General features: G+C 68.2%; 16 protein-coding genes. 11 read left to right on the top strand and 5 right to left on the bottom strand.

Annotated elements, in window-relative coordinates; genetic code table 11:
- The 6 genes from Mspo_RS02320 (at position 1) to lptA (ending at position 3,641) form a co-directional block, all read left to right on the top strand.
- Positions 1 to 594 carry a hypothetical protein gene (locus Mspo_RS02320; protein WP_159726416.1) on the top strand — a complete coding sequence of 198 codons (594 nt, stop codon included), beginning with the start codon at positions 1 to 3 and terminating at the stop codon, positions 592 to 594.
- 16 nt (positions 595 to 610) lie between these two features.
- Positions 611 to 1,084, top strand: a complete 474-nt coding sequence (locus tag Mspo_RS02315) for a CYTH domain-containing protein (protein ID WP_159726414.1) — start codon at positions 611 to 613, stop codon at positions 1,082 to 1,084.
- Positions 1,085 to 1,135: 51 nt separating this feature from the next.
- A complete protein-coding gene (locus Mspo_RS02310) occupies positions 1,136 to 1,450 on the top strand; it encodes a helix-turn-helix transcriptional regulator (protein WP_244613059.1) in 315 nt (104 codons plus the stop codon).
- Between the two features lie 78 nt (positions 1,451 to 1,528).
- Positions 1,529 to 2,143: a ribonuclease D gene (locus tag Mspo_RS02305; protein WP_159726410.1), complete on the top strand. Its 615-nt coding sequence runs from the start codon at positions 1,529 to 1,531 to the stop codon at positions 2,141 to 2,143.
- 230 nt (positions 2,144 to 2,373) lie between these two features.
- Positions 2,374 to 3,075, top strand: coding sequence for an LPS export ABC transporter periplasmic protein LptC (lptC, locus tag Mspo_RS02300; protein ID WP_159726408.1), 702 nt, complete (start codon positions 2,374 to 2,376; stop codon positions 3,073 to 3,075).
- Positions 3,072 to 3,641 carry a lipopolysaccharide transport periplasmic protein LptA gene (lptA, locus tag Mspo_RS02295; RefSeq protein WP_159726406.1) on the top strand — a complete coding sequence of 190 codons (570 nt, stop codon included), beginning with the start codon at positions 3,072 to 3,074 and terminating at the stop codon, positions 3,639 to 3,641. Before lptC ends, lptA begins: the two co-directional genes overlap by 4 nt.
- A gap of 188 nt (positions 3,642 to 3,829) precedes the next feature.
- On the opposite strand, the gene Mspo_RS02290 is transcribed toward lptA, so the two are convergent.
- From Mspo_RS02290 to Mspo_RS02275, 4 genes are all read right to left on the bottom strand, one after another.
- A complete protein-coding gene (locus Mspo_RS02290) occupies positions 3,830 to 4,291 on the bottom strand; it encodes a YbhB/YbcL family Raf kinase inhibitor-like protein (RefSeq protein ID WP_159726404.1) in 462 nt (153 codons plus the stop codon).
- 22 nt (positions 4,292 to 4,313) lie between these two features.
- Positions 4,314 to 5,429 carry an alanine dehydrogenase gene (gene ald / locus Mspo_RS02285; protein ID WP_159726402.1) on the bottom strand — a complete coding sequence of 372 codons (1,116 nt, stop codon included), beginning with the start codon at positions 5,427 to 5,429 and terminating at the stop codon, positions 4,314 to 4,316.
- A 12-nt stretch (positions 5,430 to 5,441) separates the two neighbouring features.
- On the bottom strand, positions 5,442 to 6,089 hold the full coding sequence (locus Mspo_RS02280) for a phosphoribosyltransferase (protein ID WP_159726400.1): 648 nt from the start codon (positions 6,087 to 6,089) through the stop codon (positions 5,442 to 5,444).
- A 75-nt stretch (positions 6,090 to 6,164) separates the two neighbouring features.
- Complete coding sequence (locus Mspo_RS02275) at positions 6,165 to 6,731, bottom strand: cold shock domain-containing protein (protein WP_159726398.1); 567 nt, start codon at positions 6,729 to 6,731, stop codon at positions 6,165 to 6,167.
- 112 nt (positions 6,732 to 6,843) lie between these two features.
- Here Mspo_RS02275 and Mspo_RS02270 point away from each other — a divergent pair, with 112 nt between their 5' ends.
- The 3 genes from Mspo_RS02270 to Mspo_RS02260 are packed head-to-tail and all read left to right on the top strand — an operon-like array spanning position 6,844 to position 10,446.
- On the top strand, positions 6,844 to 7,491 hold the full coding sequence (locus tag Mspo_RS02270) for a dienelactone hydrolase family protein (RefSeq protein WP_159726396.1): 648 nt from the start codon (positions 6,844 to 6,846) through the stop codon (positions 7,489 to 7,491).
- A gap of 31 nt (positions 7,492 to 7,522) precedes the next feature.
- On the top strand, positions 7,523 to 9,037 hold the full coding sequence (locus Mspo_RS02265) for a ribose-phosphate pyrophosphokinase (RefSeq protein WP_201281606.1): 1,515 nt from the start codon (positions 7,523 to 7,525) through the stop codon (positions 9,035 to 9,037).
- A complete protein-coding gene (locus Mspo_RS02260) occupies positions 9,034 to 10,446 on the top strand; it encodes a nicotinate phosphoribosyltransferase (RefSeq protein WP_159726394.1) in 1,413 nt (470 codons plus the stop codon). Before Mspo_RS02265 ends, Mspo_RS02260 begins: the two co-directional genes overlap by 4 nt.
- Here Mspo_RS02260 and Mspo_RS02255 read toward each other — a convergent pair.
- On the bottom strand, positions 10,404 to 11,441 hold the full coding sequence (locus Mspo_RS02255) for a hypothetical protein (protein ID WP_244613057.1): 1,038 nt from the start codon (positions 11,439 to 11,441) through the stop codon (positions 10,404 to 10,406). The genes Mspo_RS02260 and Mspo_RS02255 overlap by 43 nt on opposite strands.
- Before the next feature lie 47 nt (positions 11,442 to 11,488).
- Between Mspo_RS02255 and Mspo_RS02250 the strand changes: the two genes are divergently transcribed.
- Together Mspo_RS02250 and Mspo_RS02245 are read left to right on the top strand one after the other, a co-directional pair.
- Positions 11,489 to 12,100, top strand: a complete 612-nt coding sequence (locus Mspo_RS02250) for a nicotinamidase (protein WP_159726392.1) — start codon at positions 11,489 to 11,491, stop codon at positions 12,098 to 12,100.
- 3 nt (positions 12,101 to 12,103) lie between these two features.
- Positions 12,104 to 12,505, top strand: a complete 402-nt coding sequence (locus Mspo_RS02245) for a DUF3775 domain-containing protein (protein WP_159726390.1) — start codon at positions 12,104 to 12,106, stop codon at positions 12,503 to 12,505.
- Positions 12,506 to 12,565: the final 60 nt, after the last annotated feature.

Genomic DNA, 12,565 nt, shown 5'->3' with positions numbered 1-12,565 from the left:
ATGGGCGCGGCCGCCACCCCCGCGCCGCGCTGGGAATGGCGCGTCTTCGGCGCCGATCTCGCGGCGCTGGAGGCGAGGCTCGGCTGGCCGACGAGCCCGCCCCGCCGCAGCGACGAAATCTATCTCTTGAATTCGACGACCCCGCATTCGGCGAAGATTCGCGACGGCGCGCTCGAGGTGAAGCGCCTGCTGCGCGTCGACGACGGCCTCGAGCTTTGGACGCCGGCCTTTCGAGGCTCATTTCCGCTGCCGGCGGCGCGCATCGCCGAGGCCGCCGCCGCCATGGCGCTTCCTCTCCATCGCCCGCTCGACGGCGCCTCCTACGACGAGGCGCGCTTTCTCGGCGGGATCGTCGCGCCATGCCCGGCGCTGCGGCCCGTGGCGGTGCGCAAGTCGCGAACGTGCTTCGCCTTTCGCGACTGCGCGGCGGAGTTCGTGCGGCTGCGGATCGGCCCGACGCCGATCGAGAGCGTCGCGCTCGAGTGCGAGGACGAGGAGCGCCTCGCCGAGGCGCTGCGCGCGCTCGACGCCGATCCGCGCCTCAACGTGAATTTTCCCAAAGGCGTCGAACGCGCCGCGGCGCTCGCGACCTGATGCGAGGAGGACGACAATGGGCGTCGAGATCGAGCGGAAATTTCTGGTCCAGCGCGAGCTCTGGCGGCCGCGCGACGACGGCGTCGCCTATCGCCAGGGCTATCTCTCCCGCGCCGAGGAGCGCGTGGTGCGCGTGCGCATCGCCGGCGGCGCCGCCTTTTTGACGATCAAGGGCCGCGCCTCCAACGTCTCGCGCTTCGAATTCGAATATCCCATTCCCGTGGAGGACGCCGAGGTCATGCTCGATCGGCTCTGCGAGCGGCCGCTCATCGAGAAGACGCGCTATGAGGAGACGTTCGGCGGCCACATCTGGACCGTCGACGTGTTCCAGGGCCAGAATGGCGGGCTGATCCTGGCCGAGATCGAGCTCGGCTCGGAGGAGGAGGTCTTCGACCGCCCCGGCTGGCTCGGCCGCGAGGTCTCCGACGATCCGCGTTATTTCAACTCGGAATTGTCGAAGCGGCCGTTCGGCTATTGGAACGCGCCGTAGGGCGATATCATGGCTTGCCGGAGCGAGTGCGGGAGCGATATTGTCGCCGCCATGCGGCTGATCGCGGCCGAGGCGGAGGAAGATGCGGCGGATGTCGTCATCTATGACGAACGCGAGGCGGAACTCGCGGCCGGACATGACGCGCGCCTCCCGCCGGAGGTCGGCGCCGCCCTGCTGCGCGGCGACAGTCTCTTGGAGGCGCTGCGCAATTGGCGCGACATGACTCAGCAGCAACTCGCTCGTCTGACCAATCTCGGACAGGGCTATATCAGCGATCTCGAATCCGGCCGCCGCAAGGGAACGCCGGAAACGCTCGCGCTCATCGCCGAGGCGTTGCGGGTCGATCCCGCATGGCTCGCGGCCTGACCGCCTGGCCCTTTTCGACAAAGCCCCCGCAAATCGGCTAAAGGTCGCTCACCACGACGAAAGCGAATCAGAAACCCCATGACCATCCGCCTGCATGCCGGCGATCTGCCGGACGGCGCCGATCTCGGCGCGGTCGTCGCCATCGATACGGAAACGCTCGGCCTCAATCCGCATCGCGACCGGCTCTGCCTCGTCCAGCTCTCCTCCGGCGACGGCGACGCCGATCTCGTGCGCATCGCGCCCGGCCAGACGCAGGCGCCCAATCTGACGCGCCTCCTCGCCGATCCGAAAGTGCTGAAGCTCTTCCATTTCGGGCGCTTCGACATCGCCATTCTGGCCAAGACCTTCGGCGTGACGGCCGAGCCCGTCTATTGCACCAAGATCGCCTCCAAGCTCGCCCGCACCTATACCGACCGGCACGGCCTGAAGGATATCGTGCGGGAACTGCTCGGCGTCGAAATCTCCAAGCAGCAGCAGTCCTCCGATTGGGGCGCGGCGACGCTCTCCGACGCACAGCTCGCCTATGCGGCCTCCGACGTGCTCTATCTCCATGCGCTGCGCGAGAAGCTCGACGCCATGCTCGTCCGCGAGGGCCGCGCCGATCTCGCCGCCCGCTGCTTCGAGTTCCTGCCGACGCGGGCGAGGCTCGATCTCGCGGGCTGGCCGGAGACCGATATTTTCTCGCATGAGTGATAGGGTTTCCGCGTGAATGCTTCGCGTTCCGCATGGTCGTCATTGCGAGGAGCGGAGCGACGAAGCAATCCTTCAGCCGCCCCACGGCGCTGGATTGCTTCGCTTCGCTCGCAATGACGGACGGGGCGATCTCGCTTCTTCGAGCGAAGCGATCACACGGAAACGATATGACGCCACGAATTCGCCATTCGGCCGGCGTTATCTCGCGGGCGTTCTCGAGCAGGGACCGGATGAACGACGCCTCGCCGCCGAGCGATAGACGCGATCGGCTCGCCTCCATCTTCACGCCGCGCCGCGTCGCGATTCCGCAGGCCCGGCGCCATTCCTTGCGCGTCGCCCGGCTGCGGCGCTGGCTGCTGTGGGGCAGCGGGGCGATACTCGCTACCGTGGCGATCGGCGTCGCCTTGCATTCCCTGCGCTTCCTGCCGGCCGATCTGCGCTTCGCGCGCATCGCCATGCAAGGCACGCGCATCACCATAGAGACCCCCAAGCTCGTCGGCTATCGCAAGGACGGCCGCCCCTATGAGCTGCGCGCCCGCGTCGGCATACAGGATATCGCCAAGCCCGATGTGTTCGAGCTCGAGCAGCTCGAGGTGCATATCCAGAGCGACAATGAGTCGAATGTCGTGCTGACGGCGGAAAAAGGCGTCTATGACGCCAAGAACGATCGCGCCGATCTCTCGGGCGGCGCCCATGTCTATGACGGCAAGCATTATGATCTGCGCACCGAGGCGGCGGCGATCGATTTTCGTGGCAATATCGTCACCTCGGATCATGCGACCAGGCTGACGCTGGACAGATCGGTGGTGACGGCGCAATCGGTCGAATTCTCGCAGAACGAGCGGCGCGCGACTTTTTCCGGCGCGGTGCATACGACGCTGCCCGGCGACGACGACGAGAAGGCCGGCGCGGCGCAAGGATCGCCTCAATGAAACTCTCTCATCGCTCTTTCCTCGGCGTTTCTCTCGCTCTGGCCGCGGCTCTGGCCGTCGCGCCGCTCGCCGCCAAAGGGCGCTCCGGCGGCGTGCTCCCCGGCGCGAGCGCCAAGGACCCCATCGACATAGACGCCGGCAAGCTCGATTATTTCGACAAAGAGCAGAAGCTCGTCTATTCCGGCGGCGTCGTCGTGGTGAACGGGCCTTCGACTCTGAAGGCCTCGCGCCTCATCCTCTTCCTCGACAAGGGCCAGCAGGCCCAGGAGAGCAATGGCGGCAGCGATCGCGTCCGCCACATCGACGCCGAAGGGCCGGTGACGCTCGTCTCCAAGGATCAGATCGGCGCCGGCGACCGCGCGAGCTACGACCGCGGCGAGAGCAAGGTCTATCTCGTCGGCAATGTGACGCTCACACAGGGCGACAGCGTCGTGAAGGGCGAGAAGCTCGTCTACGACACCGCGACCGGCCAGGCGACCGTGCTCGAAAAGCCCGGCCAGCGGGTGCGCAGCGTCTTCACGCCGAGCGAGGCGAAGGGCGACAAGAAAGAAAAAGGCGAGAAGTAGCAGCCGGCGTTCTCCGGCGGCGAAGAGCGCCGCCGATCGAGCGGCGCTTGCGGCGCGGCGAAAGCGTTTCCAGCCGAAGTGGACGCCGGTTCGGCGTTGGAAACGCGTCGAGACAAAAGCCGAGAGCGTTTCCAGCCGAAGTGGACGCCGGTTCGGCGTTGGAAACGCGTCGAGACAAAAGCCGGGGATCAGCGCCGATAGGTCCCGACGAGGATGGTCTCCTCGAGCCTAACGTCGGTCGCGGCGCGCTCCACCTCGAGGCAGGTCGGCTCCTTGCGCGGGACGGCGAGCGTCGAGGTCGACAGCGCCAGCAGGCGGAACCGATAGTGGTGGACGCCATGGCGCGGCGGCGGGCATGGCCCGCCATAGCCCGAGCGATCGAAATCGTTGATCCCCTGCGAGAAGCCGCGTTGCGGCCCGGGCCGTCCCGCGCCCTCGGGCAGTCCCGAGCCGTCGGGCGAGAGATCATAGACCGCCCAGTGGCGCCAGACGCCCGCCGGCGCGTCTGGATCGTCGCAGAGCAGAGCGAAGCTCTTCGTCTGCGCCGGCGCGCCGCTCCATTGCAATGGCGGCGATACATTCTCGCCGTCGCATGTATATTTCCGAGGAATTTCCGCTCCCTCGGCGAAGGCGGTCGATTGCAGGCGCATGGGCGCGCTCCTTCTCGCTTGTTCAAACTCTCGAGGCCCTCTCCGCCGGCGCAACGGGAAGGCCGAGCGCCGTGGCGACGGATGCGTTGACGATCTCCCCGCGCGCGACCGTGAGGCCGGCGGCAAGATGCGGATCCTCCCGCAACGCGCCGAGCCCTTTGTCGGCGAGCGCCAGCACGAAAGGCAGAATCGCGCTGGCGAGCGCGAATGTGGAGGTGCGCGGCACGGCGCCCGGCATATTGGTCACGCAATAATGAACGACGCTGTCGACGACATAGGTCGGATCGCTATGCGTCGTCGGATGCGACGTCTCGCAGCAGCCGCCTTGATCGATCGCCACATCGACGATGACCGAGCCCGGCTTCATGCCGGCGACCATGCCGCGGCTGACGAGCTTGGGCGCGGCGGCGCCCGGAATGAGCGCGGCGCCGATGACGAGATCGGCGCGGCGGACGAGCTCGGCGATGGCCGTCGGCGTCGAGAAGATCGTGCGCGCCGCATTGCCGAAACGTGCGGAGAGGCGACGCAACGGCTCGGCGCCGTGATCGGCGACGGTGACGCTCGCGCCCATGCCGAGCGCGATCATCGTCGCCTGCGTTCCCACCGCGCCCGCCCCCAGGATCAGCACCTCGGCCGGCGGCACGCCCGGCGCGCCGGAGAGCAGCACGCCGCGCCCGCCCATGGATTTTTCCAGGCATCGCGCGCCTGCTTGCGGGGCGAGGCGCCCGGCGATCTCCGACATGGGCGCGAGCAGCGGCAGGCCGCCGAATGGCGACGTCACCGTCTCATAGGCGACGCAGATCGCGCCGGAGCGCATGAGGTCCAGCGCTTGGCGACGGTCGGCGGCGAGATGCAGATAAGCGAAGAGGATCTGTCCCGGCCGCAATCGCTCGCGCTCCTCGGCCTGCGGCTCCTTCACCTTCACGACGAGATCGGCGGAGGAAAAGATCGGCTCCGGCCCTTCGACGATCGCGGCGCCGGCGGTCCGATAATCGTCGTCGGACATGCCCGCTCCGACGCCTGCGCCGCTCTCCACCATCACCAGATGGCCGCGCTGCGCGAGCTCATAGACGCCGGCCGGCGTCAGCGCCACGCGAAATTCATTGTCCTTGATTTCCTTGGGCGCGCCGACGCGCATGGCAGCCTCCGGTCACGATCGCGGCGCGAAGCGATCGAGGATCGCGATCACCTCGTCGTCGTCGATCTGGCGAAAATCCTCGTAGAAAAAACCGATCGCGCCGAAACTTCGATAATCCTCTAGACAGATGAGCTCGTCCGTCTCCCCGCGCAATAGCTCCAGCGCGTCGGTCGGCGCGACGGGGACGGCGAGAATGAGCTTGGCCGGACGCAGGTTCCTGACGGCGCGCAGCGCCGCCCGCGTCGTCGCCCCGGTCGCGACGCCGTCGTCCACGACGATGGCGAGCCTGCCCGCGGGATCGGGCCGCGCCCTGCCGCCGAGATAGAGCTTGCGCCGCCGCTCGATCTCCGCCCGCTCGCGCGCGCAGACGGCCTGAAAGACCGACTCGGTCACTTCCGCCGCCTGGATCACATCCTCGTTGCGGATGATGATCGGAGCGCCGCCGTCGGCGAGCGCGCCCATGGCGAGCTCGGGCTGATAGGGAACGCCGATCTTGCGCACGAGCACGAGATCGAGCGGCGCGTGCAGCCGCTCGGCGATATGCGCCGCGACGGGAACGCCGCCGCGCGGCAGCGCATAGACGACCGCAGGCTCGCCGGCATGGACGACGAGCGCCTCGGCGAGACGGCGGCCGGCGTCATCGCGGTCACGAAAAGGCATGGCGCCCCAACTCCGACGCGCAATAGCGACGCCCTCGATATAGGCGGTCGCGCCGCGAATGCGAGGCGCGCGGGCTCACGATGGCGCGCGCTCCCCGAGCGGCTGCACAGCGCTCGCCTGCGGACCTTCCTCGCCGTCTTCGGCGGCATAGCGCACGCGATCGCCGGGCTCGAGCGCCTCGAACCCGCCCCCCTCGACGCTATTGCGGTGAAAATAGAGCTCACGGCCGTTCTCGCCTTCGAGAAATCCATAGCCGTCCTCGCGCATCAGCCGCCGCACCACGCCGGTCGCCGGTTCGGCGTGCTGCTTCACATGTCCCTCGAGGCGCCGCGCCTGATCCTGCAGCCGCCGCCGCGCGCGCTTGAAGGCGTCGTTGAGCGCGAAGTCGAAATCCTGGTAGCGCTCGTCCTGCGGCGGCGTGCGCTCGACGATCGCCTCGCGTCCGTCCGGCAGGGCGAGGCGAATATTGATCTCATATTGCCCGCCGGTCTGATGACGCGCGCTCGGCGCCTTGACGACGACGCGGCAGGCGGTGACGCGGCCAAAGCGCGTCTCGAGCTCGTCTATATGGCGCAAGATGCGCGCCTGCGCCTGCGGCGAAGCCTCCATGCCCTGGAAGTCGATTTCCGGCGCCGTCTGCATGGCCGAGCCTCCCTTCTCGCAACGCGAATTTTTTGCCGCCTAACGACGGCGAGGTGATTAGATATAGGGCGGGCGCGGGGGCGCGCAGCGCGGCGACGTTACGGGAAAGGCCATGGCCGAGCCGGTCGCAGAATTCGAGGTCGCCGTCGGCCCGCGCGGCCTCGGCGCCTCCCTCGCCATTCCGCAGGATGCGCGCGGGCTGGTGATCTTCGCGCATGGCTCGGGCTCGTCGCGTTTCAGCCCGCGCAATGGCTTCGTCGCCGCCGCGCTGCGCGAGAAAGGCCTCGCCACGCTGCTGATGGATCTCCTGACCGAAGAGGAGGCGCAGGATCGCCGCAATGTCTTCGACATTCCTCTGCTCGCCGGGCGCGTCGTCGAGGCGATCGACTGGGCTGCGGCCGAGCCTGCGCTCGGCGAATTACCGATCGGCCTCTTCGGCGCGAGCACGGGCGCGGCGGCGGCGCTCGTCGCGGCGGCGGAGCGGCCCCGACGCGTGCGCGCCATCGTCTCGCGCGGCGGCCGGCCCGATCTCGCCGGCGATGCGCTCACGCGCGTTCGCGCGCCGACATTGCTCATCGTCGGCGGCCTCGATTTCGAAGTCCTTAATCTCAATCGCATCGCGCTGCGCCGCCTGCCCGACGCGCGCCTCGACGTGACGCCGGGGGCGACACATTTGTTCGAGGAGCCTGGAACTCTGGAGCAGGTCGTCGCGGCGGCGGCGAAGTGGTTCGCCGAGAAATTGGACCGCGAGCGGAGCTGAAGGCCATCTCCTCGTCTTCGAAGAGGCGCCCATGACGACCCTGGCCGAGACGCCGCCCTTCTTGAAGCGCCTCTTCGAGCGGCTCGATTTCGCGCCGCAGCCGATCGGCGCCCAAACGAGACATGCGCTCGAGCATTGGCTCGCGTCGCGGCGCGGCGTCGCGCCGACTTTCGCCGACGTCGTCGCCGATCTGCGCAATTGCGGCTTCGCCTTTCGCGCCGTTCCTGACGCGCGCGATTATGAGATTGTCATCGGCGCCAAGGCGGTCGCCCCGCTGCTCGGCGCCGTGACCGAGGGCGCGCGCTTGAGCGAGGCGCCCGATCGCCGCGGCGCGGTGCGCCTCAGACGCCTCTTCGACGAGGTCTTGCGGATCGGCGAGCCGGCGCTCGTCGAATTCACTCTCGTCGAAAAAGGCCGCGACCGCGCCGGCGTCGAGCTTCTCGCCGCGCCCCTCGCGCTGGCCGACGGCGCGCTCGGCGCCGTGCTCGGCGCGCTCGACATTCGACGCTATGAAGCGCCCGCGCCTGCGCGCGAAGCGCGCCCGCAGGGCGACGAGAGCATCCTCCTCTTCGCGCTCGGCTCGAGCCTTGCGCTCGGCGAAAGCGTGGCGCGCGAGCTCGCCGTTCCGCTCGCCCCGCATGAGGAGCGCCGTTTCGAGGATGGCGAGCGAAAGCTCCGCCCGCTCGTCGGCGTGCGCGGCAAGGACGCCTATGTCCTCGCGAGCCTCGAGGGCGAAGCGGGCGACAGCGGCGCGGACAAGCTCTTGCGCCTCGTCTTCTTCATCGGCGCGCTGCGCGACGCCGGCGCCGCGCGCGTCACCGCCATCGCGCCCTACCTCTGCTATGCGCGCAAGGATCGCCGCACCAAGCCGCAGGATCCGGTCGCGACGCGCTATGTCGCGCAAATTCTGGAAGCGGTCGGCGCGGATCGCATCGTCACCGTCGACGCGCATAATATCGCGGCTTTCGAGAACGCCTTTCGCATAGAGAGCGTCGCGCTCGACGCGCAGGCGCTGTTCGCACGCTATTTCGCGCAGCGGCTCGGCGCCGAGCCCGCCGCCGTCGTCTCGCCCGATCTCGGCGGCGAGAAGCGCGCCGAATTGTTCCGCCAGCGGCTCGAGACGATGCTCGCGCGGCCGGTGGCGAAAGGCTTCATGGACAAGCATCGCAGCATGGGCGAAGTGACCGGCGAGATCTTCGCCGGGGACATCGCCGGCCGCGCCGTCGTCATTCTCGACGATCTCATCAGCAGCGGCGGCACGATGGCGCGCGCGGCGCGCGCCTGCCGCGCCCATGGCGCGACGCGCATATTCCTCGCCGCGACGCATGGCCTCTTCACGCGCGACGCGGAAACGACGCTGCGCGAGGCGCCGATCGAAGAGATCGTCGTCACCGACACGGTCGCGCCGAGCGATGCGCATGAGCGCCTGCGCGGGCGCCTCGTCATCATCGGCGTCGCGCCGCTCGTCGCCGAGGCGATCGCTCGCCTGCACGGCGCGGGCTCGATCGACGAATTGCTCGAGACTGGTCCGAAAGGCGCGCCATGACGACATCTGCTCTCTTCGTCGATCTCTATGAGATCGCCATGCTGCGCGCCTATTTCGAGCTCGGCCTGGCGGAGCGCCGCGCGGCCTTCGGCCTCTTCGTGCGGCGCCTGCCGCCGTCGCGCAATTTCCTGCTCGCCTGCGGCCTCGCCGATCTGCTGAAGGAGCTGAAGGCCTTTCGCTATGAGGAAGACGATTTGCGCTATCTCGCTTCGCTTAGGCAATTTCCGGAGGATTTCCTCAATTGGCTCGCGCATTTTCGCTTCACCGGCGACATTCGCGCGCTGCCCGAGGGCACGCCCTTCTTCGCCAATGAGCCCATTCTCGAAGTCGAAGCGCCGATCGGCGAGGCGCAGATCGTCGAGACGCTGATTCTCAATCAGATCGGCCTGCAGACGATTCTCGCCTCCAAGGCGGCGCGCATGGTCTTCGCCGCGCGCGGACGCGCCATCGTCGATTTCGGCGCCCGGCGCGCGCAAGGTTTCGACGCGGCGGTGAAAGGCGCGCGCGCCTTCTATATCGCCGGCGTCGCCGCGACCTCCGATCTCGCGGCCGGCCGAGCGCATGACATTCCCGTCGCCGGAACCATGGCGCATAGTTTCGTCGAGGCCTGCCCGTCCGAGTCCGACGCATTCGAAGCCTATGCGCGCATCTTTCCCGGCACGACGCTGCTCGTCGACACTTACGACACGCTGGAGGGCGTGCGCGAAGTGGCCGCGCTGGCCGAGGAGATGGGCGATCAATTCGACGTCCGCGCGATCAGGCTCGACTCGGGCGATCTCGACGCGCTCTCGCGTCAGGCGCGGCGCATATTGGACGAGAGCGGGCTCGGCGCAGTGGAGATCGTCGCGAGCGGCGGGCTCGACGAGGCGCGCATCGAGCGCCTCGCCGCCTCCGGCGCGCCCATCGACGCTTTCGGCGTCGGCACGGAAATGGCGGCCTCGACCGACGCGCCCGCGCTCGACATCGCCTACAAGCTCGTCGAATTCGCCGGCGAAGGACGCATGAAGCTCTCGCCCGGCAAGCGCACCCTGCCCGGCCGCAAGCAGATATTCCGCCAGTTCCACGACGGCGTCGCCGTGCGCGACGTGATGGCGCGCGAGGGCGAGCGCTATTCCGGCGTTCCGCTGCTCGAGCCCGCGATGCGAGCAGGCGAGGTATCGGAGCCCTGCCCGAGCCTTTCGCGCATTCGCGAACATGCGCGCGCGGCCATGGCGGCGCTGCCGGCCGATGTGCGGGGGCTTTCGCCCTGCGCCGCGCCCTATCCGGTGACGATCAGCGTCGAACTCGCCGGATATGAGCGCGAGGTGGAGGCGCGCCTCGCGCGCGAGCGGCGCGCGCGCGCCGCGCCTCACGCGCGCGCCGCGCCTCAGCCCGCGTCCGCGAGACGCGCCTCCGCGAGCGCGAGATAGCGGCGCGCGAGCGGCGCCCATTCGTCTTTCCGGCGCGGCGCGGGATCGAGCAGATGCGCGAGCGCGAGACGCGCGCGCAACAGGGCGCGGCAGGCGCCATAGAGCGCGAAGAGCGGGCGCGGCGGCGCCTCGCCGAGCCGCTCCGCCGTCGCCGCGACGATCGCAGCGCCCGCCAGTGGCGCGCCGAGACAATCGCATTCGAGATCGAGAAAAGCGAGCTCGTCGAATGGATCGACTTGGCGCAATTGCGCGTTGAATTCGAGACAGTCGAAAATCGCCAGCGGCGCGCAAAAGCAAATATGCTCCGGCCTCAGATCGCCATGTCCGTCGACGATGCGCCTTTCGCGCACGCGCGCCTCGAGCGCCGGCGTCTGCGCGACGAGCAGGCGCTCGACGCGATCGAGCAGGGCGCGCGGACGGTCGTGGTCGAGCGCGAAATCGCGCATCGTGACGATGCGGCATGTCTCCGTATGCTCGCGGAAGAAACGCGCGACATAGTCGTGGGCGGACATGGCGGAGCGCGCGGCGGCTGCGTAGAATTCGCCGAGCCGCTCCGCGAGCGCCTCGATATTTTTCGCGGTGAGGCTCCCGTCGGCGATGAGCCGATCGAGCATGCGCTCGGCGGGCAGGCGTCTCATCTCGACGAGCCATTCGACGATCTCGCCCTCGCCGCCGATGGACATGTCTCCCGAAGGCGCGAGCGTGAGCGGGACGACGGCGAGATAGATCTGCGGCGCGAGCCTGCGGTTGAGGCGAAGCTCCTCGCGGCAATCGGCCTCGCGCGCGTCGATCGTCGAAAAATCGAGAAAAGCGAAGCGCACCGGCTTCTTCATTTTATAGGCGCGGTCTCCCGCGAGGAACACATAGGACATATGTGTCTCGACGATGTCGACGCGCGCCGGCGCGTGGCGATAGGCCGAAGGTTCGCCGAGGCGCGCGAGCTTCTCGGCGAGCGAGTGATGGTCGATTGTTTGTCGGTTCGTCTCCGGCTGCATGTCGGGACCGGTCGGCGTGGGTTGCGGCTTCGCAGGAGAGGGTCGCGATGGCGGGAAAGAAGATAGGGCTGCGCCCGACCGACGCATTGCTGATCGTCGATCTGCAGCTCGACTTTTTTTCGGGCGGTAAGCTCGCGGTGCCGCTGGCGGAAGAGATCCTGCCCATCGTCAACGGCCTCGTCGACGAAGCGCAGAGATCCGGAACGCAGATCGTCGTCTCGCGGGACTGGCATCCGCCGGACCATATCAGCTTCGTCGCGCAGGGCGGCGAGTGGCCGCAGCATTGCGTGCGCGGGACGAAGGGCGCGGAGCTGCACCCGGACCTTCGCCTGCCGCCCGGCGCGCTCTTCGTCTCCAAGGCCAAGCGGCCGGAGCGCGAGCAATATTCCGATTTCGACGGCACGAGTCTCGCCGAGGAGCTGCGCCGTCGCGCCATAGATCGCATCTTCGTCGTCGGCCTCGCCGAGGATTTCTGCGTGAAGGAGAGCGCGATCGACGCCGCGCGGCTCGGCTTCGAGACGCATGTGCTCCGCGCGGCGACGCGTCCTGTCACGCTCGAGGGCGGAGAGCGCGCGCGCGCGCAGATGCGCGCCGCGGGGGTGAGGGTGATCGAGCGCGTCTCCCCCCCATATGATGTCGATCACTTCTCGAGGACATGAGCCATGCCGGAGATCAATACGGACAAGGTTTGTTTCGTCATCGTCAAAGCGCGAGAGCTCGAATCCGAGGACGAGGGGGCGCAGCCCGACGCCTCCAATCCCTCGGACGACAAATTCGTGAGCGTGCTCACGGAAGAAGGCTGGTCGCCCAATCGCCGCGAGCTGGTCGAGTTCATCGAGGCGATGGATGACGACGAGCAGGCCGAGCTGGTGGCGCTCGTCTGGGTCGGGCGCGGCGATTTTACCGCCGATGATTGGGATTCCGCCGTCATTCAGGCGAAGGAGCGGCGCAAGGGGCCGACGTCGAAATATCTCATCGGCATTCCCCTGCTCGCGAGCTATCTCGAGGCGGGGCTCGACGAATTCGACGAGAGCTGCGAGGGCTTCGAGGACGATCGGCAATAGTCGTGATCGCTTCGCTTTCCGCAGGGTCGTCATCGCGCGGAGCAAGCGACGACGCGATCC

This window comes from Methylosinus sp. Ce-a6 (assembly GCF_009811655.1).
Lineage (GTDB): Bacteria > Pseudomonadota > Alphaproteobacteria > Rhizobiales > Beijerinckiaceae > Methylosinus.
This window is presented reverse-complemented; position numbering and strand designations above follow the sequence as displayed.